At 35.6% G+C, this 26,349-nt stretch carries 26 protein-coding genes and 1 other RNA gene; 21 read left to right on the top strand and 6 right to left on the bottom strand.

The genetic code is table 11. The features are described 5' to 3' along the window. Positions 1–132: 132 nt before the first annotated feature. On the bottom strand, positions 133–447 hold the full coding sequence (locus DRF59_RS20510) for a DUF4286 family protein (RefSeq protein ID WP_115964456.1): 315 nt from the start codon (positions 445–447) through the stop codon (positions 133–135). 148 nt (positions 448–595) lie between these two features. Between DRF59_RS20510 and gyrA the strand changes: the two genes are divergently transcribed. The 6 genes from gyrA to DRF59_RS20480 all read left to right on the top strand — a co-directional run bounded on the left by gyrA (position 596) and on the right by DRF59_RS20480 (position 7,537). Continuing rightward, positions 596–3,178 (top strand): DNA gyrase subunit A, encoded by a 2,583-nt coding sequence (gyrA, locus tag DRF59_RS20505; protein WP_115964454.1) that lies wholly within the window; start codon positions 596–598, stop codon positions 3,176–3,178. A gap of 28 nt (positions 3,179–3,206) precedes the next feature. Then, the gene (locus DRF59_RS20500) at positions 3,207–4,232 is read left to right on the top strand and encodes a tetratricopeptide repeat protein (RefSeq protein ID WP_115964460.1); all 1,026 of its coding nucleotides are present in this window, start codon (positions 3,207–3,209) and stop codon (positions 4,230–4,232) included. A 154-nt stretch (positions 4,233–4,386) separates the two neighbouring features. Next, complete coding sequence (locus tag DRF59_RS20495) at positions 4,387–5,223, top strand: 1,4-dihydroxy-2-naphthoyl-CoA synthase (RefSeq protein WP_115964452.1); 837 nt, start codon at positions 4,387–4,389, stop codon at positions 5,221–5,223. Between the two features lie 66 nt (positions 5,224–5,289). Further along, on the top strand, positions 5,290–6,219 hold the full coding sequence (menA, locus tag DRF59_RS20490) for a 1,4-dihydroxy-2-naphthoate octaprenyltransferase (protein ID WP_115964450.1): 930 nt from the start codon (positions 5,290–5,292) through the stop codon (positions 6,217–6,219). Positions 6,220–6,236: 17 nt separating this feature from the next. After that, entirely contained in the window at positions 6,237–6,683 is a 447-nt protein-coding gene (locus DRF59_RS20485) for an SRPBCC family protein (RefSeq protein WP_115964448.1), read from the top strand. 167 nt (positions 6,684–6,850) lie between these two features. Then, positions 6,851–7,537, top strand: coding sequence for a metal-dependent hydrolase (locus tag DRF59_RS20480; RefSeq protein ID WP_115964446.1), 687 nt, complete (start codon positions 6,851–6,853; stop codon positions 7,535–7,537). A 114-nt stretch (positions 7,538–7,651) separates the two neighbouring features. Here the strand turns inward: DRF59_RS20480 and ffs are convergent. Beyond that, an RNA gene (gene ffs, locus DRF59_RS20475) (signal recognition particle sRNA small type) lies at positions 7,652–7,749 on the bottom strand. Positions 7,750–7,880: 131 nt separating this feature from the next. Here ffs and DRF59_RS20470 point away from each other — a divergent pair. The 11 genes from DRF59_RS20470 (at position 7,881) to DRF59_RS20420 (ending at position 17,819) form a co-directional block, all read left to right on the top strand. Beyond that, positions 7,881–8,483, top strand: coding sequence for a DUF4199 domain-containing protein (locus DRF59_RS20470; RefSeq protein WP_115964444.1), 603 nt, complete (start codon positions 7,881–7,883; stop codon positions 8,481–8,483). A 17-nt stretch (positions 8,484–8,500) separates the two neighbouring features. Beyond that, positions 8,501–9,451 carry a glycosyltransferase family 2 protein gene (locus tag DRF59_RS20465; protein WP_115964442.1) on the top strand — a complete coding sequence of 317 codons (951 nt, stop codon included), beginning with the start codon at positions 8,501–8,503 and terminating at the stop codon, positions 9,449–9,451. Continuing rightward, positions 9,451–9,840: a hypothetical protein gene (locus DRF59_RS20460; protein WP_115964441.1), complete on the top strand. Its 390-nt coding sequence runs from the start codon at positions 9,451–9,453 to the stop codon at positions 9,838–9,840. The genes DRF59_RS20465 and DRF59_RS20460 overlap by 1 nt, the downstream gene beginning before the upstream one ends. Positions 9,841–10,172: 332 nt before the next feature. After that, complete coding sequence (locus tag DRF59_RS20455) at positions 10,173–10,874, top strand: GIN domain-containing protein (RefSeq protein ID WP_115964439.1); 702 nt, start codon at positions 10,173–10,175, stop codon at positions 10,872–10,874. 146 nt (positions 10,875–11,020) lie between these two features. Further along, a complete protein-coding gene (locus DRF59_RS20450; RefSeq protein WP_115964438.1) occupies positions 11,021–12,736 on the top strand; it encodes a phospho-sugar mutase in 1,716 nt (571 codons plus the stop codon). A gap of 464 nt (positions 12,737–13,200) precedes the next feature. Next, complete coding sequence (locus DRF59_RS20445) at positions 13,201–14,454, top strand: pyridoxal phosphate-dependent aminotransferase (RefSeq protein WP_115964436.1); 1,254 nt, start codon at positions 13,201–13,203, stop codon at positions 14,452–14,454. Positions 14,455–14,574: 120 nt separating this feature from the next. Then, positions 14,575–15,117 carry a hypothetical protein gene (locus tag DRF59_RS20440; protein WP_123873722.1) on the top strand — a complete coding sequence of 181 codons (543 nt, stop codon included), beginning with the start codon at positions 14,575–14,577 and terminating at the stop codon, positions 15,115–15,117. Positions 15,118–15,135: 18 nt separating this feature from the next. Then, positions 15,136–15,858 (top strand): 3-deoxy-manno-octulosonate cytidylyltransferase, encoded by a 723-nt coding sequence (gene kdsB, locus DRF59_RS20435; RefSeq protein WP_115964433.1) that lies wholly within the window; start codon positions 15,136–15,138, stop codon positions 15,856–15,858. Positions 15,859–15,959: 101 nt separating this feature from the next. Further along, a complete protein-coding gene (locus DRF59_RS20430; protein ID WP_115964431.1) occupies positions 15,960–16,622 on the top strand; it encodes a histidine kinase in 663 nt (220 codons plus the stop codon). A gap of 39 nt (positions 16,623–16,661) precedes the next feature. Then, positions 16,662–17,237: a glutathione peroxidase gene (locus tag DRF59_RS20425; RefSeq protein ID WP_115964429.1), complete on the top strand. Its 576-nt coding sequence runs from the start codon at positions 16,662–16,664 to the stop codon at positions 17,235–17,237. 69 nt (positions 17,238–17,306) lie between these two features. Then, on the top strand, positions 17,307–17,819 hold the full coding sequence (locus DRF59_RS20420; protein ID WP_313091574.1) for a VOC family protein: 513 nt from the start codon (positions 17,307–17,309) through the stop codon (positions 17,817–17,819). A gap of 22 nt (positions 17,820–17,841) precedes the next feature. Here DRF59_RS20420 and DRF59_RS20415 read toward each other — a convergent pair whose 3' ends face one another. Further along, positions 17,842–18,498 carry an NAD(P)H-binding protein gene (locus DRF59_RS20415; RefSeq protein ID WP_115964427.1) on the bottom strand — a complete coding sequence of 219 codons (657 nt, stop codon included), beginning with the start codon at positions 18,496–18,498 and terminating at the stop codon, positions 17,842–17,844. Positions 18,499–18,592: 94 nt separating this feature from the next. On the opposite strand from DRF59_RS20415, the gene DRF59_RS20410 reads away from it, so the two are divergent. Beyond that, entirely contained in the window at positions 18,593–18,946 is a 354-nt protein-coding gene (locus DRF59_RS20410; protein ID WP_115964425.1) for an MmcQ/YjbR family DNA-binding protein, read from the top strand. Positions 18,947–18,975: 29 nt separating this feature from the next. Here the strand turns inward: DRF59_RS20410 and DRF59_RS20405 are convergent, their stop codons facing one another. Then, complete coding sequence (locus DRF59_RS20405) at positions 18,976–19,896, bottom strand: bifunctional riboflavin kinase/FAD synthetase (RefSeq protein ID WP_115964424.1); 921 nt, start codon at positions 19,894–19,896, stop codon at positions 18,976–18,978. A gap of 207 nt (positions 19,897–20,103) precedes the next feature. Here DRF59_RS20405 and atpD point away from each other — a divergent pair, with 207 nt between their 5' ends. The 3 genes from atpD to DRF59_RS20390 all read left to right on the top strand — a co-directional run bounded on the left by atpD (position 20,104) and on the right by DRF59_RS20390 (position 22,876). After that, complete coding sequence (atpD, locus tag DRF59_RS20400; protein ID WP_115964422.1) at positions 20,104–21,612, top strand: F0F1 ATP synthase subunit beta; 1,509 nt, start codon at positions 20,104–20,106, stop codon at positions 21,610–21,612. A gap of 82 nt (positions 21,613–21,694) precedes the next feature. Then, positions 21,695–21,976, top strand: coding sequence for a FoF1 ATP synthase subunit delta/epsilon (locus DRF59_RS20395; protein ID WP_115964421.1), 282 nt, complete (start codon positions 21,695–21,697; stop codon positions 21,974–21,976). A gap of 81 nt (positions 21,977–22,057) precedes the next feature. Then, on the top strand, positions 22,058–22,876 hold the full coding sequence (locus tag DRF59_RS20390; RefSeq protein ID WP_115964419.1) for a hypothetical protein: 819 nt from the start codon (positions 22,058–22,060) through the stop codon (positions 22,874–22,876). Between the two features lie 85 nt (positions 22,877–22,961). Here the strand turns inward: DRF59_RS20390 and DRF59_RS20385 are convergent, their stop codons facing one another. Beyond that, entirely contained in the window at positions 22,962–25,151 is a 2,190-nt protein-coding gene (locus DRF59_RS20385) for a B12-binding domain-containing radical SAM protein (protein WP_115964418.1), read from the bottom strand. A 165-nt stretch (positions 25,152–25,316) separates the two neighbouring features. Then, positions 25,317–26,195: a DMT family transporter gene (locus tag DRF59_RS20380; protein ID WP_115964416.1), complete on the bottom strand. Its 879-nt coding sequence runs from the start codon at positions 26,193–26,195 to the stop codon at positions 25,317–25,319. Positions 26,196–26,349: the final 154 nt, after the last annotated feature.

Here is a 26,349-nt window from a genome sequence, read left to right as displayed (position 1 = left end):
CCTTCCTTTGCTTTATTCTACCATAATAACTCAAAAATATAATCTAAAAAAAAAAAATTCATTGAAAAATATGAGTTACAAAAAAATACGCCCATAAAAGAGGCTGTCCTTTTGAGACAGCCTCTTTAGTTTTTAAAATCTGGATTTTTTAGGATTCAGAAAAGTATTAAAGATCATTACTTCCTGTCCGAATTTTGCTTCAACACGTTCAGCTATATTTTTCAATTCACTTTCAATAAAGTCATTTCTGAGTTCATCATTATCAAAGACCAAAAGAAGATTATAATTTTTTCCTTCTTCGATGTAGTCACTGTGTACATCAGAAAGGATATATTTATTGACATCCATCAGGTTTTCAGTCATTACAACCAGGGTTTCATCAATATAATTTTCCCATTCTTCAAGATTATTTTTCGTGCAGTGGAAAGTTATACTTAATATGCTCATATTTTATGAATTTTTAAGATTTTTTGGATAAATTCTACAGCAAAAATCGGCAATTTTTTCGTAAATTAGCCCGTTAATAAAAATTGGAAATAAATAATTTTCAGACTTATAGTTAAAGGTCTGACTATCATTATAATAAAATTTGTTTATGCAAAAAGAAGGAGAAAGACTGATTCCTATCAACATTGTTGATGAAATGAAGTCGTCTTATATCGATTATTCGATGTCGGTTATCGTTTCAAGAGCGTTACCTGATGTAAGAGACGGCTTGAAACCCGTTCATAGAAGAGTGCTTTATGGTATGTATGGATTAGGGGTTTTTTCTAATAGAAAATATTTAAAATCTGCGAGAATTGTTGGGGATGTTTTGGGTAAATATCACCCGCATGGAGATTCCTCTGTATACGATGCAATGGTGAGAATGGCTCAGGACTGGAGCTTACGTTATCCTCAGGTAGACGGGCAGGGAAACTTCGGTTCTATGGATGGTGACCCGCCGGCAGCAATGCGTTACACCGAGGCAAGACTAAAAAAGATCTCTGATGAGGTTCTTTCCGACCTTGATAAAGAAACAGTTGATTTCCAGAACAACTTTGACGACAGCTTACAGGAGCCGACCGTAATGCCTACCAAGATCCCAAATCTTCTGGTAAATGGTGCTTCGGGTATCGCAGTAGGTATGGCTACCAATATGGCGCCACACAATCTTTCGGAATCTGTAGATGCTATCTGTGCATATATTGATAACAAAGAAATTTCCATTGATGAACTGATGCAGCACATCATTGCTCCGGATTTCCCGACTGGTGGAATCATTTATGGTTATGACGGAGTAAGAGATGCTTTCCATACGGGAAGAGGAAGAGTGGTATTAAGAGCTAAAGTTAATTTTGAAGAAATCGGAAACAGGAATGCTATTATTGTAACAGAAGTTCCTTATCAGGTTAACAAGGCGGAAATGATTGCCAGAACTGCCGAACTCGTTAAGGATGATAAAATTCCGGGTATCCATGAGATCCGGGATGAATCGGACAGAAAAGGACTTCGCGTTGTTTATGAATTGAAAAACGATGCTATTCCAAATGTAGTTCTTAACCTGTTATATAAATATACTGCACTTCAGACTTCTTTCAGTGTTAATAATATTGCACTGGTACATGGAAGACCTGAGCAGCTTAATCTGAAGGATATTATTCATCATTTTGTAGAGCACCGACATGAGATCATCATAAGAAGAACTCAGTTTGAGCTTAAAAAAGCAAAAGAAAGAGCCCATATCCTTGAAGGATTCATGAAGGTGATCGGAACACAGGATGCATTGGACAGAGCTATTTCAATAATCCGTCACAGTGCAAATCCACAGGCGGCAAAAGAAGGTCTGATTGAAGCATTTGAACTTTCAGAAATTCAGGCACAGGCAATTCTTGATCTGAGACTGGCGCGTTTAACAGGCATGGAGCTTGATAAGATCCGTGATGAGTATGATGCGATTATGAAAGAGATCTCAAATTTAGAAGATATTTTAGCGAATGAGCCGAGAAGATTCCAGATCATCAAAGATGAATTGATCGAAGTTAAAGAGAAATACGGAGATGAAAGAAGAACTGAAATTGATTACTCAGGAGGAGAAATGTCTATTGAAGATATTATTCCTAATGAATCTGTAGTTCTTACCATTTCCCATGCAGGATATATTAAGAGAACTTCTCTTTCCGAGTACAAGATTCAAAGTAGAGGAGGTGTAGGAAACAGAGCAGCAACAACAAGAGATGAAGATTTCCTTGAATACATTGTTTCTGCCACCAACCACCAGTATATGCTGTTCTTTACAGAGAAAGGAAGATGTTACTGGTTAAGGGTATTTGAAATTCCGGAAGGTTCAAAAACAGCAAAAGGAAGAGCTGTGCAAAACCTTATTAACATCGAACCGGATGACAAGATCAAGGCATACATCAGAACCAATAACCTTAAAGATTCTGAATATGTAAATCAGATGAGTGTTGTTATGGTTACCAAAAATGGTACAATTAAGAAAACTTCACTTGAAGCGTATTCCAGACCAAGGGTAAACGGGGTGAATGCAATAGAAATCAGAGATAATGACCAGTTATTGGGAGCATATCTGACTAACGGAACATCACAGATCATGATTGCTACCAAAAATGGTAAATGTATCCGTTTCCCTGAAGAAAAAGTAAGAGAAGTAGGAAGAGGATCTATTGGGGTAAGAGGTATTGCCCTGGAAGATGGTGATGAAGTAATTGGTATGATTGTTGTGAATGATGTAGAAAATGAAACTGTACTTGTGGTATCTGAAAAAGGATATGGAAAGAGGACTGCGGTAGAAGATTACAGAATTACAAACAGAGGAGGAAAAGGAGTTATCACCCTGAACATTACCGAAAAAACAGGAAATCTGATTGCTATTCAGAATGTAACAGATGAAGATGGACTGATGATCATCAATAAATCCGGAGTTGCAATCAGAATGGGAATGGATGAAATGAGGGTTATGGGAAGAAATACTCAGGGAGTAAAAGTGATTAACCTTAAGAAAAATGACGAAATTGCAGCCATTGCAAAAGTAGAAATGGATAAAGATGTAGAAGAGGATTCTGAAGAAAATGAAGAAGGAACAGAAATTGTAGCCGATAACCAGGAAAACAAAATTTCTCTGGCTGAAAATGAAAATACAGCAGGGGAAAATGAGAATTCTGATTCTGAAGAATAAATGTACAATTAAATATAAAATAGTTATTATGAAGAAACTGATTTTAGGAATGGCTATCGTTGCTTCAGCTTTTGTTTTCGGACAGAAAGGAGATGTAAATGCTCAGCTTCAGGCTGCTAATAAGGCTGCAATGGATGCCTATAATGCAAAAAATTATGCTGTTGCGGCTCCTAAGTTTGTAGAAATTTACGACTTATTAAAAGCGAATGGTCAGGATAATAAGATATATATGTATTATGCAGGGCTGAGTCATGCGCTGGCTAACAACAGTGATGCTGCGATCAAAATATATACAGATCTGATCAATTCCGGGTTTACAGGAGTAGAGACTACATATACTGCAAAAGAGAAAAAATCTGGTCAGGTAGTGACTTTGGATAAAGCAACGTGGGAGCTTATGAAAAAGACTTCAGACTATTCTGACTTTAAAACAGAGCAATCTAAGAGTATAGAGCCGGACTTGTATGAGACACTGGCAACATTACTTCTTAATGCCAAGAAAGGAAATGAAGCGGTAGCACTTATTGAGAAAGGATTGGCTAAATATCCTAATAATGCCAAACTTAAAGAAGCACAAAGTACTGCTTATCTTCAGTCTGGAAATACAGATAAGTTCGTAGCTACCTTAAAAGAACAATTGGCTAAAAATCCTACTGATCCTACAAACTGGTATAATTTAGGAGTAATGCAGTCTAAAAATCCTGCAACCACTGCTGATGCTATCGAATCTTTTAAAAAAGCTGTAGAGCTTAAGCCTACTTTTTCAGAAGCTTATCAGAATTTAGTATATACAACAATTGGAGATGATGCTAAAATTGTAGCAGATATCAACGCTTTAAGAAAAGATAAGCCAGATGAAGCTTCTAAGTTAATTGATACCAGAAGAGAAACATTTGCTAAAGCTTTACCTTATGCTGAAGCATGGTATAAAGCTGCACCTGAGAGCCTGGATGCTGTTACTACGTTAAAAGAAATCTACGTGGTAACCAAAAACATGGATAAAGTAAAAGAGATGAAGGCTAAAGAAGCTGAACTAAGCGCTAAGGCAAAATAATCATCTTTCAGGATACCTAAAAAAACCGGAGCAGAAATGTTTCCGGTTTTTTTATTTTCAGGAAGAAAAATCAATCTTTTTTGTGGAAGAGATGCGTAAATTTCATCCTGAAAATTCTTTGTAATTCCGTATCTTTGAGAAAAATTTTTTTAAGATGATTGAGTGGAAAACCGCTAAAGAATACGAAGATATTACCTATAAAAAATGTAACGGTGTTGCAAGAATAGCTTTCAACAGACCAGAAGTACGTAACGCTTTCAGACCTAAGACTACCTCGGAACTATATGATGCCTTTTATGATGCTTATGAAGATGCTTCAATAGGTGTTGTATTGCTTTCGGGAGAAGGACCAAGCCCTAAAGACGGAGGCTGGGCTTTTTGCAGTGGTGGAGATCAGAAAGCAAGAGGTCATCAGGGATATGTAGGAGAAGATGGAAGACATCGTCTGAATATTCTGGAAGTTCAGCGTCTTATCCGTTTTATGCCGAAGGTGGTTATTGCAGTAGTTCCCGGTTGGGCAGTAGGTGGGGGACATTCGCTTCATGTGGTATGTGATTTAACTCTGGCAAGTGAAGAACATGCTATTTTCAAGCAGACCGATGCAGATGTTACCAGTTTTGATGGTGGCTACGGATCTGCTTACCTTGCTAAAATGGTAGGACAGAAGAAAGCACGTGAAATATTCTTTTTAGGAAGAAATTATTCTGCTCAGGAAGCTTTTGAAATGGGAATGGTCAACAAAGTGGTACCTCATGCTGAGCTGGAAGATACCGCATATGAATGGGCTCAGGAAATACTGGCAAAATCTCCTACCTCAATCAGAATGCTGAAATTTGCCATGAACCTTACGGATGACGGAATGGTAGGACAGCAGGTTTTCGCAGGAGAAGCAACCCGTCTTGCTTATATGACAGAAGAGGCCAAAGAAGGAAGAAATGCTTTTCTGGAAAAGAGAAAGCCGAATTTCGGTGAAGATCAATGGATATCTTAAAATGGTAAAAAATACAAGGTAAAGTTTAACAAAACTTTTTGCATTGTATATATACATTATAAAATTATGACGGATTGGATAAAAGCTGCAAGGCTTAGAACACTTCCGCTTTCATTAAGCGGGATTATTATGGGAGCATTCATTGCAAAATGGAGGCTTTACCGGGAAGGCGGAATATGGGACTGGAAAATTTTTGCGCTGGCACTTCTGGTGACCCTTTTATATCAGATATTGTCAAACTATGCCAATGATTATGGTGATGGAGTAAAAGGTACCGATGCAAAGAGAATCAATGAAGCAGAAGCAAGAGCTGTAGCTTCGGGAAAAATTACGGCAAAACAAATGAAAAATGCAGTCATCCTCTTTTCTGTATTGTCTTTTATTGCGACAGTGGCTTTGCTATATGTTGCATTTATCCCTGAATATATGAATGAATTCTATATTTTTATAGGATTGGGGATCGCAAGTATTTTAGCTGCAATCGGCTACACGGTTGGTAAAAAACCATATGGATACATGGGATTGGGAGATATCTTCGTGTTCATCTTTTTTGGATTGGTTTCTGTATGTGGAAGCTATTTCCTGTTCACAAAAACATTCAGCTGGGATATGTTATTACCCGGAACAGCGGTTGGAATGATGAGTATGGCAGTTCTTAATCTGAATAATATGAGGGATATCGAAAGTGACAGATTATCTGGGAAAAACAGTTTTGCATTGAAAATAGGTTTTAAAAATGCCATGATCTATGAAATGATTCTGTTACAGCTTCCTTTAGTTCTGATTCTTATTTTTTTAGGAATGAACGGATTTATACAGGCGCAGAACTACTATGTATTTATAGTCATGATCCTGTTATTCCCATTGGCAAAACTTAGAAGAAATATAATGTCTGTAAAAGAGCCAAGAGAACTTGATCAGTACTTAAAGCAGGTAGGAATTATGACATTTGTAATGGCAATTCTTACTGCAGCCGGACTAAATTTATTTAATTAATTCTAAATACCATTGTGATGAGTTCTAGTGTTTATGTTGAAGCTCAAATGCTTATCAGAAAACCGGTTGAAGATGTCTTCGAGGCATTCATCAATCCTGAAGTAACCACAAATTTCTGGTTTACAAAATCAACCGGAAAGTTAGAAGAAGGGAAGACTATAACCTGGGAATGGGAAATGTACGGTGTGAAATCCGAAGTTAAAGTTCATCAGGTAATTCCGAACCAGCTGATCAAAACAGAATGGGGAGAGCCGTCAGTACATGTAGACTACGAATTCAAAGAAATGGAAAACGGAACTTTAGTAGTCATTAAAAGTTTTGGATTCAGCCAGTCCGGTGAAGAACTTCTAAAAGTGATCAATGACAATACCGGAGGATTTACTACCGTTTTAGATGGTTGTAAAGCCTACCTTGAACACGGGATCAAATTAAATCTGATCGGAGATAAATTCCCTTCTAAATAAAATAATGAGATTTATAACTCAGCTTTATAAGATTACTTCTGGTTTTTATTCTGCTGGGGGGGTGATAAAAAGAGCTGAATGATAATCAATGAGATGTTAGCTTAGTTTCATTCCTGGTGACTTTTTACATCAGCAATCTCATATACTTAAATTAAAATAATAAAATTATGAAAATACAATTCTTAGGACAAAACTGTTTTTTGTTTACCTATAAGGACAAAACAATACTGAGCGACCCTTTTTATAACTACAAAAAGGCAGAGTCAGGATTTGATATCACTGCTCAGAAAATTGATTATATTTTACTTACCCATGCACATGGAGATCATATAGCAGATGTTGAGGAAGTATTACAATATCATCCGGATGCTACCATAATTGGAGTTCCGGAGGTATGCGGCTACTTTAAAACAGCTAAAAATAAAGATGATGTGAATTTGGGAGGGTCAGCAAAAATTGATGATCTTAAAATTTCAATGGTTCCGGCTCATCATACCAGTTCTTTCCCGGATGGAAGCTATGGAGGTGTTCCTGTAGGATATATTTTCAGACTTCCGGAGGGTAAAAATATATATCTGGCCGGTGATACCGGTGTAATGGCAGATATGGAATTATTTCCGAGACTTTACGGTAATATTGACCTTTCTATCCTTCCGATCGGAAGCCACTATACTATGTGTCCCAGAAAAGCATCTTTTGCAGCATCTGAGTTGTTAAAAACACCTAAAGTAATCGGATGCCATTTTGATACATTCCCGGCAATTGAGATCAATCATGAAAGTGCGTTGAAGCATTTTTCAGATAGAAATGTAGAACTTATTTTACCTGAATTGGGTGAAGAGTTCGAATTTTAATAAGAGTTAATAAAGGGGTAATCTGAAAATTAAATATAGAAAGATGCAGCAGGTATTAAAACAAAAAAAAGATAATTATCAAATTACCTCTCTCCTTAACCTTAAACCAAAAAAAAATGGCAAGCTACCTAAATCACACCGCTACGACCGATTACCTTTGCTGCGTTCCCACCCTGGAGGATTCTCAGGAGCTGGTTGTTTAGGACTTGCCGTTGCAAAGATAGGAATATTTTATAAAATTAAAAATAATATTAAAGAAAAATAGTCGAAAAAATACTGTAGTAGAGCTAAACAGCTGAAATTTAAGACAATAATTTTTCAACTTTTTTCTAAAAATTTAGACATGACGAAAAGTCCATCAACACTAGGAATTATACTTTTTATTGCTACAATGATCATTTTCTTTGTAGTGTACACCTTCTTCTCAGGAATTAATTATTTTGATATCTCTCTGAAAGCCAACGCTTTCGTTTTGCCTGTTTTATATGCCGGAGCTGCTTTCTGGTCGGTAAAATCATATTGGAATAATCACAGGGTAGTAAGTTTTAAGGAAGCTTTTAAAAGAGCATTTGTACCTATGTTTATAGGGGGAATTCTTTCTATTTTCAGCATTTATGCCTTCCTGAACTTTGCAGATACCGATGCAAAAAAACTGTTGAATTTTCAATATGTGCAAAGGCAAAAATCAGAACTGGATACAGAATATACATCTGCGAGAAAGATTTTAAAGCATCAGAAAGATATTGATGAGCTGGATCAGAAATACAAAGAGAGATTACAAAGTTTTACTCCGGAGGCAGTTAAAGGAAAAGATATGCTTACAGCAAGTCATTTTTCAGGATATTTTGCAGCAATCCTTATATTTTACGTAGTTTTGTCGGTATTTTTTGGAGCATTTTTCAGAACAAGAACAATTTATCAGCCTGAAGAAACAAAACAAGCATAATTTTATTTAAAAATTAAATGAATCTATCTATAGTTATTCCGTTACTGAACGAAGAAGCCTCGCTGGAAGAGCTTTTTTCAAGAATTGATAAGGTATGCAGAGCTCATAGTTTATCTTATGAGATCTGGTTTGTAGATGATGGTAGTACGGATTTGTCATGGAGTATCATTGAGAACCTGAGAGTACAGTATCCTCAGATCCATGCCATTAAGTTTTCCAGAAATTACGGAAAGTCCCAGGCGCTTCACGCAGCTTTTGAAAGAACCAATGGGGAAGTGGTCATTACCATGGATGCTGATTTACAGGATTTTCCGGAAGAAATTCCCGAATTGTATAATATGGTGATCCATGATAATTATGACATTGTATCAGGGTGGAAAAAGAAACGTTTTGATAACGTGATGACAAAGAATATTCCATCGAAATTATTCAATGCTGCGGCGAGAAAAGTTTCGGGAGTATATCTTCATGACTTCAATTGTGGTCTGAAAGCTTATAAAAGACAAGTCGTAAAGTCTATAGATGTATATGGAGATATGCATCGTTATATTCCGGTATTGGCAGCCAATGCAGGATTCAGAAGGATTACTGAAAAAGAAGTACAGCATCAGGCTAGACCATACGGAACCTCAAAATTTGGAACAGAAAGATTTATCAGAGGATTTCTGGACTTGGTAACCCTTTGGTTTGTCAGCCGTTTTGGAGGAAGGCCGATGCATTTCTTCGGAGCAGTAGGAACTTTGATGTTTATTTTCGGTTTCCTTTCAGCACTCTGGCTCGGAATTTCAAAACTTATTGATGTTGCCAAAGGAATCTATGGACATCTGATTACCAATAATCCATGGTTCTATATTGCTTTAACCATGATGATTATGGGAACGCTTCTTTTTGTAGCAGGATTCCTGGGAGAAATGATCATCAGAACGAACCGTGAGCACAAGAACTATAATATTGATGAAGTAATATAATGGAAGAAAAGTTGCCCCCGATATATTCTAAAAGAGCTATTTTAGGATTTTCAATTTTTCTTTCTACTCTTTTTGGAGGAGTATTGCTGTACCGGAATTTAATGGAGGTTAATAAAAAGAAAGAAGCTTACACTATATTGCTGTTTTCAATAGGGATTACCATACTTACTGCTGTTATAGTGAATATTCCTGAGACTCCCAAAAGCTCATTTGCTTACTTAGGAGGTATAGCCGGAGGATCATTGCTTGCTCATTATTTTGTTCCAAAATATTTTCCGGATGAAGATCAGTATCCCAAGAAACCAATATGGAAGCCTTTAGTGGCTGGAATTATTATAGTAGTTGTTCTTGTTGTTTCTGTGATCTATTCCGCTGACGGTAATTATTAAAAATAATATCAGAATTAAATAAAAAATACTCTACTATAGTAATGGTGGAGTATTTTTATTAATTCCTGGTCAGATATTTTGTAAAATGCTAACATAATCATTGATAAAGAATAAGTGACTTTGCGGAATTGATAAGATTTCTTTCGGGAAGAAAATTGAAAATATCAGGTATTTTATTGTCAAATGACAAAGTTTTTTAAAAATTTTAATCCTATTTTTGTTATAATATTGATGTGGGTTCCTGAAGCTGATATGAAACAAGGCAGGGAACTTCATTAGGAAGAATGATCAGACTGATCATCTTAATTTATATAGAATATTTAAAAATAAATATGAAGAAAGTATTGTATACATTGATGCTGATGGCAGTAGTTTCCTGCGGAAAAGTTTCTCCAAAAGGAAATATTGAAAAGAAAGATGTGGATGTATCGGAGTTCGTAAATCTTGACCTGGAAGGAAAATTCCGTGTATTTTACGCCAGAGGGCCTAAGAATTTTGTTGAAATAGAAACCTATCCGAATGTTGCCGGAAATCTGGACGTAGATGTAAAAGATAAAACACTTTTCATCAAAGAAAAAAGAGGAACAAAAGGTGTCGATTTTTATAATGTAACGATCTATTCAAAATATAATCTGGAAAAAGTAGCTGTTTCAGACTCTGTGGAGATGAATATTTCAAGCGAAATCAAGACTGATAATTTCAGGCTTTCTATGAAAAATAATGCTAGTTTCATGGGATCTGTAAACACCCGGAGGGCAGAAGTGGAAATGCAGAACAGAAGCCATGCTAATTTCTTGGGATTAACAAAAGAAGCCGTTATAAAAATCTCAGATACAGCGAGTTTGATTGCTCCTTACTGGAAGATTACCAACCTGAATATTGATTCTAAAAACGGGAACTATGCAGAAGTAAATGTAAAAGATTCTTTAAAGGGACATATTCAGAATACCGCAAAATTTATCTATTATAATGATCCTATAAGAGCATTTAAAATTGATAAAACAACAAAAGTTGAAAATAAAAAACTGGATTAGAACCGGAATAGAAGAAACCGCAAATAATTGAGTTACCGGTTTTTCAAATTAATTTAATTTAGTTAATAGGATAATAAATCAATGACTGAAAGCCTGAAGCCAACAAAAATGCTTCAGCCTTTTAGTTACCAAACTTAAAATAAAATATGACAACATTAGAAAAAGCGAAACTTTGGTTAAGTGATTCATTCGATAAAGAGACAAGAGATGCAGTACAGTTATTGATTGACAGTAACTCGCCTGATCTGGAAGATTCCTTTTACAGAGAACTGGAATTCGGAACAGGAGGAATGCGCGGTATTATGGGAGTAGGAACCAACCGTTTGAATAAATATACTTTAGGGCAGGCTACGCAAGGACTTGCCAACTATATGCTGAAGCAGTTTCAGGGAGAGGAGATCAAAGTAGCAATTGCATATGATGTCCGTCGTAATTCAAAAGAATTTGGGAAATTGGTTGCAGATGTTTTAACTGCCAATGGTATTAAAGTACTGCTTTTCAAAGACCACAGACCAACCCCGGAACTGTCTTTTACCGTTCGTAATAAAAAGTGCCACGGAGGAATTGTTCTGACAGCGTCTCATAATCCGCCGGAGTATAACGGATATAAAGTATATTGGAATGATGGAGCACAAATTGTTCCGCCACACGATGAGGCAATCATCAATGAAGTATACTCTGTAAAGTTTGAAGAAATCAAATTTAATGGTAATGATGAGCTGATCGAATGGATTGGGGAAGAGCAGGATGATGTTTATATTGACGCATGTATTGAAAACTCAACCTATCAGAATGTCGGAAAAGAGAACTTAAATATTGTTTTCACATCTATACACGGAACAACTTATACAACGATTCCAAAAGCATTGGAAAAAGCAGGATTTAAAAAAGTAGATCTTGTTAAAGAACAAATGATCCCTAGTGGAAATTTTCCAACGGTAGATTCTCCGAACCCGGAAGAACCGGCAGCATTGGAAATGGCAATGGATCTTGCAAAAATCACAAATGCTGATATCGTTATCGGAACAGATCCTGATGGAGACAGATTAGGAATTGCTGTCAGAAATCTTGACGGAGAAATGCAGCTGTTGAACGGGAATCAAACCAATACCATTCTTACTTATTATATCCTGAATGAGTGGAGAAAACAGGGAAGAATTACCGGAAAAGAATTTATTGGTTCTACGATCGTAACTTCGGATATTTTCTTCGACATTGCACAGAAATTTGGTGTAGAATGTAAAGTCGGGCTTACCGGGTTTAAGTGGATCGGAAAAATGATCCGCGAAGCAGAAGGAACACAAAAGTTTATTTGTGGAGGGGAAGAAAGCTTTGGATTTATGACAGGGGATTTTGTACGTGATAAGGATTCCTGCGGAAGTATCCTTGTAGCATGCGAGATTGCAGCATGGTGTAAAGCTAACGGAAAGACAATGTATCAATATATGATTGAAATCTATGAGGATCTTGGAATGTACTATGAAGGATTGGTTAATATTGTAAGAAAGGGAAAAGAAGGAGCTGAAGAGATTCAGAACATGATGAAAAACTTCCGTGAAAATCCTCCAAAAGAACTGGCAGGTTCCTTAGTGGAAGAGATTAAAGACTTTAAGGAACAGACAAGTTTTACTGTTTCAAGCAATGAGAAAAAAGTAATGAATGACATTCCAAAGTCGAATGTTTTGATTTATTATACCCAGGACGGGACAAAAGTGTGTGTAAGACCTTCAGGCACAGAGCCAAAGATTAAGTTTTATGTTTCAGTAAAAGACTCTGTCAGTTCTGAAGCTGATTTCAGAGATAAACTGAAATCATTGGAAGCTAAAATCGGAACCGTTAAAACAGATCTTAAATTGGATTAATTCGTGCCGAACAAATGATAAATTATGGCAGTTTTTATGCTGTCTGTTATTGTGGTTTCCCGTAAAAGGAAACTGCAGTTTCCGGAATAATACAAACAAATAATTCAGTTTCAACAGTAAAAAACGAAGCTGGAGAAAAGGATATAAGACTATTGATACAGCTTGCTTTCCAGACCATAAAGCGGAGGATTATATCACATCTCTTGAATGGTACCATATCCAAAAAATAACCGGGAACAATCCGGAGAAGCAGGACTGATCATTACCTGGAGCAACTGGAAGACTGTAAAGCAACCAAAAATTAAATGATGAAAATAAAGCGGAATTCAACAGAATATAAAAAGCATCCGAATTCCCAAACGGCAAAAAAGCAAAAGAGCTGATAACTTTTTTTGATGCCAGTAGATGATATTGAAAAAAGAATTAATGTAAAACGTTAGTATTAAAATTTAAATAAAAATAAAGTGAAAGTTTCAAAATTAGCAGCGAACCTGATCGGTTCTGAAATTGTAAAAATTGGTAATGAGGTTAATGATTTAAAGGCAAAAGGAGCGGAAATTGCCAATCTTACTATTGGTGATCTGAATTCTAATATCTATCCTATTCCGGCATTGCTGAAGGAAGAGATTCAGAAAGCATATCAGAATAACCTGACAAACTATCCACCTGCAAACGGACTTTTATCTTTAAGAAAAGAGGTTTCCAAAGATTTAAAAAACAGATGGAACCTGGACTATGCACCTAATGATATTTTAATTACTGCGGGTTCAAGACCTTTGATTTATGCCGTATACAAGACGATTGTAGATGAAGGAGATAAAGTAGTATATCCTACACCATCATGGAATAATAATCACTATGCTTACCTTACATCAGCCAATGCTGTAGAGGTAAAAACAAAACCAGAAACGAATTTCCTGCCAACAGCGGATGATTTGAGACCACATCTGGAAGGAGCGGTTTTATTGGCTCTTTGCTCTCCGTTAAACCCTACAGGGACAATGTTTACAAAAGAGCAGCTTTCTGAGATCTGTGAGTTGGTTATCACTGAAAACAAAAAAAGAGGTGAAAATGAAAAACCACTATACCTGATGTATGATCAGATTTATTCCAATCTTACTTTTGGTGCAGAACATGTAGATCCGGTTTCTCTTTTCCCTGAAATGAAAGAATATACCATCTATATTGACGGGATTTCCAAATGCCTTGCTGCAACAGGAGTACGTGTAGGTTGGGGATTTGGTCCTGCTCATATTATTGATAAAATGAAGGCACTTCTTACTCACGTTGGAGCATGGGCACCAAAACCGGAGCAGGAAGCGACGGCAAAATTCTATGAAAACCCTGAGAATGTCAACACATTCGTAGATGCTTTTAAAGCAAGACTGGAAGAGAGTCTTAAAGTTCTTCACAGCGGAATTCAGGATTTAAAAGAAAAAGGGCTTGCTGTAGACAGTATTGAGCCTATGGGTGCTCTTTATCTTACCATTAAATTAGATTATATCGGTAAAACAAAACCGGATGGAACGGTAATAGAAAACTCTTCAGACCTTGTATTCTATCTGATCAATGAAGCAGGAGTTGCTTTAGTGCCATTCTCAGCTTTCGGAGAAGAAAAATCTGAACCTTGGTTCCGTGCTTCTGTCGGAGGACTTGCAATAGATGAAATTAAAGTGATGCTTCCGAAGCTGGAAAATGCTTTGAATAAATTAAAATAGTTTTATAATTAAGAGTACTTCGTGAGCATTTATCACGAAGTACCTCTAATTTATACAATTCACTATATGAAACTTCCGCAACGATTTTTCCTTGAAACCAAATTGCTAAGCTATGCAACATTGGGAATTATTGTTTTGGTTATTGTAAGTGTATGGCTTTCAGGAACAGCTTCCCACAGGTCCTTATTTCAAAATTCAATTTTGTCAACCTCAATATTGGCGATCGCTTTTTTTCTGTTTATATGGCTGGGATTATATTATGATCTAAAATTAAAAGATAACATAGGGGGCATTTTTACCAAAGATAGGATCAGAAAGTTATCAGATAAAATTCCTGAAATTGGCAGTTTTGACCTTGATGGCCCGGCTATAGGAGATGGTATTGGAGGGATAATTCTTTCCATTATTTTTTGGGTTTTATTTTCAGTCGTCTTTGTCTTTCTCTTATATTTTCTGGGTGTCTTCTTTTGGGCTGTCATTTTATTATTTACGGCAATGCTATATTGGATTTTTTTCCGAGCTTTACGTTTGGTTTTTAAAAATTCAAGACATTGCAAAGGAAAATTATTGAAAAGCTTAGTGTTAGGATCTTTTTATTCATTATTATATGTATCCTGGATTTACGGAATTATCTTTTTAGCTAATTATTTAAATAACTCATAACTCTCATAACTTTATAAAATGAAAATAATCGCAGTCATTCCGGCACGTTATGAAGCAAGTCGCTTTCCGGGTAAACTCATGCAAATACTGGGAAAAAAAACAGTTATTGCCACAACTTATGAGAATGTAGTGGAAACCGGTTTATTTGATGAAGTATTTGTTGCTACGGACTCTGAAATCATTTTTAATGAAATTGTGAACAACGGAGGCAAAGCAGTGATGACGGGACAGCATGAAACCGGTAGCGACCGTATCGCAGAAGCTGTAGGAAACATTCAATGTGATATTGTGATCAATGTTCAGGGTGATGAACCTTTCCTTAAGCTGGAGCCTCTAAAGCAATTGATTGAAGTTTTTAAAAATGATGATAAGCAGGAGATTTCATTAGCTTCCCTGAAAATTAAACTATCTGAAAAAGAAGAAATAGAAAATCCGAATAATGTAAAAGTCATTACAGACAATAATGGTTTTGCACTGTATTTCAGCCGTTCTGTTATTCCTTTTCACAGGGAAATTTCTTATGATATTGAATATTTTAAGCATATTGGAGTATATGCATTTAGAAAAGAGGCTTTATTACAATTTTCAAGACTTGAAATGAAACCTCTGGAAATATCAGAAAAGATAGAATGTATCCGTTACCTTGAATATGGAATGAAGATCAAAATGATTGAGACCAGTTTCATAGGTGTAGGTATTGATACTCCTGAAGATCTGGAAAAAGCAAGGAAACTGATTTAGTTTAATAAGGAACGAATATGGAAGTAAATTTTTCTTTTGCTTCCTTAGCCTTTTTGCATTTTATCTCAAATCCTCTTATATTTGATTTATAAATAAAATTAATGAAGAAGTTACTTTTAGTATTTAGCCTGATATTGTCGCATTTAATTTTTGCGCAGACTGCAAAAGAAATTATAGATAAAAATATTGAATTATCCGGAGGATTAACAAATTGGAAACTTTTAAATTCAGTATTACTTCAGGGAAAAGTAGTTTTGGGAATTAAAGATGAATACGCTATAAAAATTTATCAGCAACGTCCTAATCTTACCAAGACAGTAATCACTATCAATGGAAAGGATACTGCCATTGAAGGATTTGACGGAAATAAAGGCTATGCAATGAATTATGCAGCCAATAAACTTCAGGAGTACCCTGAATATATTCCGGAAAGTTTTGATAATGATTTTATAGATTGGGAGAACAAAGGTTTTGAAGCAAAATATCTCGGGAAAGAAAAAGTAGGGGAAATCTATTGTCATAAAGTAGAGCTTACCAAAAATGTCAACAAGAATATATATTATTTTGACACAAGAACGTATATGCTTTTAAAGGAGGTTAAAAAGGATGAAACCATGATTTATTCTGATTATAAAAAAGTGGGAAATCTTACAATGCCTTTCAGAATTGAATCTTCAAGCCCTAAAAAAGATGGTGATTATGTAATGATGTTTAACAGGATAGATGTTAACAAAGTTCTTCCTGCTAATATTTTTAAATTCTAATTCAACAAGTAGCCGGTCTGCTAACAAAATTTATAAAAAATGAAAAAGATTTTTTTATTGCTGCTTTCTTTTATGGCATTTTTACAAAACTGTTCCAATCAGAAAAGTGAGATTTCTCAAGCTAAAACCAAAGAACTTATGGGAAAAACAATATATGATTTCAAAGTAGAGAATCTTGAAGGAAAAGAGATCAACTTTGCAGACTTTAAAGGAAAGAAAATCCTTATTGTAAATACAGCTTCAGAATGTGGATTTACTCCGCAATATGCAGATCTGGAAAAAGTATATGAACAATACAAAGATAAATTAGTGGTCGTTGGATTTCCGGCCAATAATTTTGGAGGCCAGGAACCGGGTACCAATACTGAGATCGGAGCTTTCTGTCAGAAAAATTATGGAGTTACTTTCCCAATGGCAGCAAAGGTTTCTGTAAAAGGAGATGATACGGCGCCAATTTTTAAATACTTGACAGAAAAAGAACTTAACGGGGTAAAAAATACCACTATTCTCTGGAATTTTACAAAATTTTTAATCGATGAGAACGGAAAGCTGATTGATACTTTTGTAAGTACTACAAAGCCTACAGATGAGGCTATTACAAAATATCTGAAATAAGATAAAAATTATAATTTTATAAAAGTGGGTGCTATTTACATCCACTTTTTTATTTTAACAAATAAACTTATGAAAAAAACAATTTTTGCTCTTTGTATCCTGATCTCTTTTATGGCAGGATTTGCTTTTAAGGCAATTGAAGAAAAGGGTTCTGATCCGAAACGGGTAACAGGTATTGGAGGAATCTTTTTTAAATGTAAGAACCCTGAAAAGATGAGAGAGTGGTATAAGGATCATCTGGGGCTTAATACGAATGAATATGGGGCTGTATTTGAATGGTATCAGGGTGCAGATAACTCTAGAAAAGGATTTAGCCAATGGAGCCCTTTCAGTGAAAAAACGAAATATTTCCAACCTTCCGAAAAGGATTTTATGATCAATTACCGGGTAGAGAACCTTGAAAGACTGGTTGAACAATTAAAAAAAGAACATGTGACCATTACCGATAAGATCGAAACTTATGAATATGGAAAATTTGTACATATAATGGATATAGAAGGAAATAAGATAGAGCTTTGGGAGCCTGATGATACTGAGTATGAAAAACTGGGTCAAAAGATGGGAAGTAAAACAACAAAATAAATTCTGATGGCATCTATCGATATTACTCATGAGTCTTTTCAGCAAAACAGAAAATATTTCCGAGCTTGATACTTGAGTAACCATTACTTTTTATTTTGGATGAATTAATCATTGCTTTGGCAAGAATATCAGTGGGTAAGGGTTTCTGGCTCTCCAAAAGTCCAAATTTATTGGCGAATTTGATGATCCGGCTGCCCAGGACTTCACCTGTCCTTTCAGAATTTTTTCTTTCCAGCATTCCGGGCTTGAAGATGGTGATTTTATTGAAATGTAATTGTTTTACAGCTTCTTCCAGTTCTCCTTTCATTTTAGAATAGAAAATCTTTGACCTTGGATTTGCACCATAGGCAGAGACCAGAATATAATCTTCCACATCATTTTCTTTGGCAGCTTTGGCAAATTCATACTGATAATCAAAATCTACTTTTTTCTGGGCTTCCTTACTTCCTGCAGCTTTCAAAGTTGTTCCCAGGCAGGAAAATGCAACATCGCCCTTTACTTTGGCTTTCCATTCCTCCGGTTTCTCAAAATCAATAATATGAACTTTCAGTCTGTCATTTTGAATATCAACAGGCTTTCTCACAAAAATATTAACTTCATCAAATTCTTTGTCGTTGAGTAGCTGATTGACCAGATCTTTTCCTGTGGCACCTGTAGCACCAATTACCAGAGCTTTCATAATAATTGTGATTTGTAATTATTTTCTTTCTTAAATTTAGTAAATTTGAATTAAAGATCAGATAAAAAGACCTTAAAATCATTTTCAACGCTATATGGATGCCAATGAAATCTTAGATTATTGTTTAGAAAAAAAAGGAGTTACTGAAAGTTTTCCATTTGATAACGAAACCCTTGTGTTAAAAGTTGGTTCTAAAATGTTCCTGCTGATGAGCCTGGAAAAGCAGCCATTAACCATAAATGTAAAAACTGATCCGGAGTGGAGCGCTGAACTTCGTGAGCAATACCCTCAGATTACCGGGGCATATCATATGAATAAAACCCACTGGAACTCTGTCTCTATTGATGGCCTGAAAAAAGATTTAATCCTCAGAATGATTGACCACTCGTATGAGCTTGTTTTTACATCTTTAACAAAAAAAGCAAAAGAGGAAATTGAAAATTCTTAACTGAATTTGTAATTTATATTTTATCGGTTTTAAAATTCAAACGCTTCTGTTAATCTTTTATCTTCGTCCAACCTTTCAATCAGTTTTTCAAGGCCTTCAAATTTGATTTCATCGTGAAGAAATTCCCTGAATTTTACTGTAATTTTTTCATCATATATATCACCCTCAAAATTAAGGATATATACTTCTACAGTTAATTTTTCACCGTTTACGGTAGGATTGGTACCAATACTCAGCATTCCTTTGTACTGTTCTCCTTTTACAATGGTTTCAACAATATAAGCGCCTTTTTTAGGAAGTAGCTTTATAGATTCAGTATCTATATTTGCCGTTGGGTAACCAATTGTTCTACCAATTTTTTTACCGTGGACTACCGTTCCGGAAACAGAGTATGTATAACCCAGCATTTCATTGGCTTCTTTAATATTACCGGCCAGAAGAGCGTTGCGTACTTTTGTAGAGCTGATATTATTTTCATGTATATTAATAGCTTCCATTTGTTCCACTTCAAAATCCAGTTCCTTGGAAAGCTTTTGAAGAAGCTCAAAATTCCCGCTTTTATTTTTCCCGAAAGAATGATCATACCCTATGATAAGGTACTTTACATTGAGTTTTTCAATTAAAATGTGGCGTACAAATTCTTCACCGGTTAAATTTCTGAATTCTTCATCGAATTCCTTAAGGAACAGATTATCAATGCCATATTTTTTAATAAGCTGCTTCTTTTCTTCCAGCGTATTCAGAAGTTTCAGATCCTCGTTGGGATTAAAAACAAATCTCGGATGGGGCCAGAAAGTAAGAATAGCAGTTTCCAGATTGTTTTCTGCGCCTACCTTTATTAATTCATCAATGATACTTTTATGTCCCAGATGTACTCCATCAAACATACCTAAAGACAGCGCTAGAGGTTTCTGGGAATAATAATCTGTAAAATTTTTGAAAACTTTCAAAACGGAAAAATTTTGACTGCAAATATAGATATAATGTAACAATCTATCAATACAACAATGTATCAATATTTTTGAGAGTAAATTGCGGTTGTCAGATTGGTAAATTTCAGCACAGGTACAATTGTAAAAAGCATGATAAAAATCTTTTTTTTACCAATTGCGGGTTTATGAAGAATCACTATATTTGCACCAAGAAAAAATTTAGCAATGGCAAACCAAATTAAAGGTAAAATTTCTCAAATTATTGGTCCGGTAATCGACGTTGTCTTTAGTAATGTGGAGGCAGTTCCAGCAATCTATGACGCGTTAGAAATTACAAAGGAAAACGGTGAAAAAGTAGTTTTAGAGGTAGAACAACATATTGGCGAAGATACAGTAAGATGTATCGCAATGGACGCTACAGATGGTCTTAAGAGAGGTCAGGATGTAATCGGATATGGAAATCCTATTACTATGCCAATTGGTGAGGCTGTAAACGGAAGACTTTTCAACGTAGTTGGGGATGCTATCGACGGGCTTCAAAGTATTTCTAAGGATGGAGGTCTTCCAATCCACAGAGAAGCTCCAAAATTTGATCAACTTTCAACTTCTGCAGAAGTTTTATTTACAGGTATTAAAGTAATCGACTTAGTTGAGCCTTATGCAAAAGGAGGTAAAATTGGTTTGTTCGGTGGTGCTGGTGTAGGTAAAACAGTATTGATCCAGGAGTTGATTAATAATATTGCAAAAGGACACGGAGGTCTTTCAGTATTTGCCGGAGTGGGTGAAAGAACGAGAGAAGGAAATGACCTTTTGAGAGAGATGCTGGAATCTGGAATTATCAAATATGGTGAGGATTTCATGCACTCTATGGAAAACGGAGGTTGGGATCTTTCTAAAGTAGACTTAGAAGCTATGAAAGATTCTAAAGCAGCATTCGTTTTCGGACAGATGAACGAGCCGCCAGGTGCAAGAGCCAGAGTAGCACTTTCCGGTCTTACATTGGCTGAGTACTACAGAGACGGTGGAGAAAGCGGACAAGGTAGAGACGTACTTTTCTTCGTAGACAACATCTTCCGTTTTACACAGGCTGGTTCTGAGGTATCTGCACTTCTTGGTCGTATGCCATCAGCGGTAGGTTACCAACCAACTCTTGCTTCTGAAATGGGTGCGATGCAGGAAAGAATTACTTCAACTAAAAATGGTTCAATTACATCAGTACAAGCGGTATACGTACCTGCGGATGACTTAACTGACCCGGCTCCTGCAACTACGTTTGCTCACTTGGATGCAACTACGGTACTTGACAGAAAGATCGCTTCATTAGGTATTTACCCGGCAGTAGATCCATTGGCTTCTACTTCAAGAATCCTTGCGCCAGAAGTTATCGGTCACGATCACTATAACTGTGCTCAAAGAGTAAAAGAAATTCTACAAAGATATAAAGCACTTCAGGATATCATCGCTATCCTTGGTATGGAAGAACTTTCAGAAGAAGATAAAGCTGTAGTTTACCGTGCAAGAAAAGTTCAGAGATTCTTATCTCAGCCTTTCCACGTAGCAGAGCAGTTTACAGGTATTCCGGGATCATTGGTAGATATCAAAGATACAATCAAAGGATTTAACATGATTATGGATGGTGAATTAGATCATTTACCGGAAGCTGCTTTCAACCTGAAAGGAACCATCGAAGAAGCTATCGAAGCTGGACAAAAAATGTTAGCTGAAAACGCTTAATAAATTAGACCTAAGGAGATCAGATACTAGGCATGAGACTTTAAAGTTATCTGAAATCTGAAATCTTCAAATCTAAATTAAAATGAATATAAAAATTTTAACACCAGAATACGTAGTTTTTGAAGGAGAAGTAAACTCAGTATTGTTGCCTGGAAAAAATGGTGAATTTCACATCATGAATAACCACGCAGGAATTGTTTCTTCTTTAATTGGTGGTAAAGTTAAGCTTTTCGCTAATTCAATTGATGACGCTTACGCTAAAAACTTTACCAAAGAAAATGAGAAAGACTCTGTTTTTTCTTATTCTATCAAAAGCGGTGTTGTAGAATTTAATCATAATAAAGGAATTATCCTTTGTGAATAATTAAATGAAAAGCTAAATATATTTTCAAGAAAGTGTAACTTTGTGTTACACTTTTTTTATTTGATGTAAAAGGCTGATTCTATGAAGAAAAGTATAATCATATTCTTTACAGTTCTTGGGATGCTTCTCAATGCCCAGAATATTAAGACCAAAAGGGGGATTATTAACTTAGACGGAATTCCGGTAGCAAAACTTTCCAATAAGTCCAATGAATACACATTTATGGATTTGAAGGAAACCCCGCTATATACCATAAAATTTATTGATAAAAGCATTGTTGATTCAGTTCGGGATAGTTATATAGAACTTAACAGGGTCTACAACAGGGATAAAGTAATAGAATTGGATTATATTTCACCATCTGCATTTTCAGGAGATGAAAAATCTGCAGTTTATACCTCCGTGAAAGGACTTAAAATTATCGATAATAAAGGTATCAACGTAAAGAACCTTGATGAACTTTTTTTAAATGTACCTAAAAGAAAGCTTGACAGTAAAACAAAAGATGCTTATGCGATCAGAAAAAAAATTGACAGGCTCAATATTGAAGTGAATAAAGTAGGTGAAATATTAAGTAATGGTGTTCCTGTCGGATATTTTACCAATTTACCGGTAAGTTTTGGCTCAGAAGATACTGTTATGGACAAAACTTTTATAGACATTGAGATTTATGACGCCAAAAGTAAATATATAGGAAGATATATCACCACCACAAAGCAATTAAAATCTGCTGGTGGAAAATCTTTTACACTTTACAGGGAGATGTCAGGGAGAGCGTCTGTTTTAAAATTTCCAACCTATAAAGCGATTGCTGAGAGAATGGCAATTATGGACCCGAATTTTATAAAAGTACAGGAAAAAGTTTCTGTGGGGCCTGTATCAAAGGATACTCCCAATTAAAAATTCAATGTAGAACAGAATATGTCTATAGAAAGATATGGATATTAGCTGTATTTTGAAAATTTAGGAAGGGAAAGAGAGAAATTTATAAATTTAAAATCACTCCGTTTTCTTTCAATTGTTGAATTGGTTTTGAGAACCAAAACAGTTCAAAATCCTCGAAGTATTGTTCAAAATTATTCTTAAGCTGTTGAATTGTAGGTTTTTTTAAATTTTCAATAGCATTTTCCTCCAGGACTTTCATCAGCCATTCAGCTTTCTCCTGTTCCAGCTCAATCTTTACAATATTGGTTTTTAAATGGAACGTGAGAAGCGTATACGTACCAGAATATTTCTTTTTATTTTTTATGCGATTCTCAGCGATTACATTTTTGGCCAGAAAAACAACTTTAGAGCTGGGCTTCAGTTGAAACTGTTCATCTTCCAAAAGGCAGTCGTGAATATAGTCCGGATGAATTGTTGTTCCCGGAATTTTAAAATCAAACCACTCCTGAAGAGGAAGTTCAAAATTGATTCCATGCATATAGTTAAACAGAGATTTTTTTAATCCGAAGCTGAACTTGTTATGATCAATCCCGGTTTTATCTTTAAAATCAATGTCATTATTGGCAAACAGAATTTCCTGTTTTACCGGCATTACTCCAAAATCCTCCGGGTTCATCCCAACAGGTGAATGAGCCGTCATGGCAAACTGATGCCAGAAACCACTTTGAAGAATTCCCATCTCAAACATCTGCCGAACCATTTCCAGGGAATCGACAGTTTCCTGAATAGTCTGGGTAGGGTAGCCGTACATCAGATAAGCGTGAACCATAATTCCAGCTTCTGTAAAATTTCTTGTTACATTGGCGACCTGTTCCACAGAAACCCCTTTATCAATTAATTTCAGCAATCGGTCACTGGCTACTTCAAGCCCCCCGGAAACAGCAACACATCCGGAAAGTTTCAGAAGATAACATAAATCACGGGTGAAGCTTTTTTCAAAACGGATATTGGTCCACCAGGTAACAACCAGATTTCTCCGGAGGATTTCCAGGGCTACTTCTCTCATTAAGGCAGGTGGTGCCGCTTCATCCACAAAATGAAATCCTGTTTCACCGGTTGCTCGGATCAACTCTTCGATCCGGTCTACGAGAATTTTAGCAGAAATAGGTTCGTAGATTTTAATATAGTCTAAAGAAATATCACAGAATGTACATTTTCCCCAGTAACATCCATGGGCCATGGTCAGTTTGTTCCATCTGCCGTCACTCCATAAACTGTGCATGGGATTGGCAATTTCAATGACAGAAATATACTGATCCAGTTTTAAATCTGTATAATCGGGAGTTCCGATTTCTGACTGCTTGTAATCATGCCTTTTAGAATTGTTTTTGTAGACAACTTTCTTATTGTCAATAAGAAAAGTTCTTTTGAATTCACTTTTCTCACGATTAATTTCTAAATTCTGATGAAGAAGTTCCAGGGGAAGTTCACCATCATCTAAGGTGATAAAATCAAAAAACTCAAAAACTCTATGATCCTTAATTTCTCTCAGTTCTGTATTGGGAAATCCGCCCCCCATTGCAACTTTGATATGGGGAAAGTTCTTTTTTATAAACTGGGCACATTTGAATCCGGAATATAAATTTCCTGGAAAGGGTATGGAAAAACAAACCAGCTTTGGCTGAATGTCCTCTAATTTTTTCTGAAGAATATTCAGTGTAAATTCATCAATAAATGTTTGCTTTCCGGATAATTTCAAATATAGTTCATCAAATGAATTGGCACTTTTTCCAAGACGTTCTGCATATCTGCTGAATCCAAAATCAGGATCAATATTCTCAACGATATAATCGGAGATGTCCTCTAAATATAAAGTTGCCAGATGTTTTGCTTTATCCTGTAATCCCATATTCCCGAAGGCAAATTCCATATCATCCAGTTGGTTGAACCGAGATGCTTCAGGAAGGAAGTTCATGCTGCAAATCTGCCTTGCCAGTGTTGGGCTTTTACCCTGCAAAAAAAGAATTACCTGATCAATGGTCTTTAAGTACTCTTCTCGTAAAGTAAAAATTCTCTGTGCATTTTCAGACGCATTCTGAAGATCAATTTTTGCATCAAACACCTTTTGAATACCATCTCGGGAAAATAATTCCAAAATAACATCAATACCAAGATCTACCTGATAGCTGGATATATTTTTAGTATTCAAAAACCCTTTAATATAAGCTGTTGCAGGATAAGGAGTATTGAGTTGGGTAAAAGGCGGAGTGATAAGAAGCAGATCTTTCAACAGAAAATTTTTGCAAATTTATTCTAAAGTTCTTTCAGAAAAAAATTTTTTATCCTGAAAGAAAACAGGTCTCAGGAATAAATAACATTTATATTAGATAGAATAAAGGCACTGATTATAAATAAGCATCATATCAGAAAGGTATAGATAACCATTTCACACTGTTTAAATATGAACGGATTTTTTACTTCCTGCAATAACGTTCAAAGTAACTCCAAGTAGAATTAGGGTAATTCCGATCATTAAATTCGGGGTAAATTTTTCGTGAAATATCAGGACACTTACCATAACAGCAACTACAGGTTCAAGTGCTCCGAGAATGGCAGTAGGCGTAGAACCAATATATTTGATGGCATAAACCAGACACAAACTGGAAATAACGGTTGTAAGAAAAGCAAAAATTAAAAAATTAAAGAATAACGACAGGGAAGGTATTGCTAAGGATTCTCCTGCTACACCTGACTTTGTCATAAAAAACAGGGACGTAACAAGCATAGAATAAAAAGATAATTTAAATCCGGAAACTTTGATATTGGATTTATTAACAATGATGATATACAAAGCATAAAAAAGAGAACTTAACATAACAACCCCCAGACCTGCAAAATTAATTTCAAGACTATTTCCTTTCAGGCATAAAATAATAACACCTGCAAATGCAAAGAATAAAGACAGTACAGATAATCTGGTAAGCCTCTCTTTGTAAAGGAAAAACATGATCAGTGCTACAATAACCGGATAAATAAATAAAACGGTGGAAGCTATTCCCGGGGTCAGAAAGTCATATCCTATAAATAAGAATTCTGAAGATAAAGCATAGCAGATTCCGAGTACTGCCAACAGGAGCATTTCTGTCTTATTGATTTTAAAACTCTCCCTGGAATATAGCAGATATCCTCCGACCATCAATGCCGAAAAGAAAAATCTGTAAAACAAAGTTACATCTACAGAAAAATGAACCTGTTTAATAGGTAGAATGAAGATTGGAATCAATCCATATGAAACAGCTGACAGTGTTCCCAATATATATCCCCTGAGTTTCATGATATGTTGTTATAGCTTTTATCATTGACTAGTCCTGAAAATCTGATACAGATTTAAGTACAAAAATAAATAATTAAACCAGAGTAATTTTACTATTACTTTGGTTTTTGTTTTTATAGGTTTTCATTTTAATTTGTGACTGGTTATGCATTTG

It is taken from the genome of Chryseobacterium flavum (assembly GCF_003385595.1).
Classification (GTDB): domain Bacteria; phylum Bacteroidota; class Bacteroidia; order Flavobacteriales; family Weeksellaceae; genus Chryseobacterium; species Chryseobacterium flavum.
Note: the sequence above shows the minus strand (reverse complement) of the source record. Positions and strands in the feature narration are given on the sequence as shown.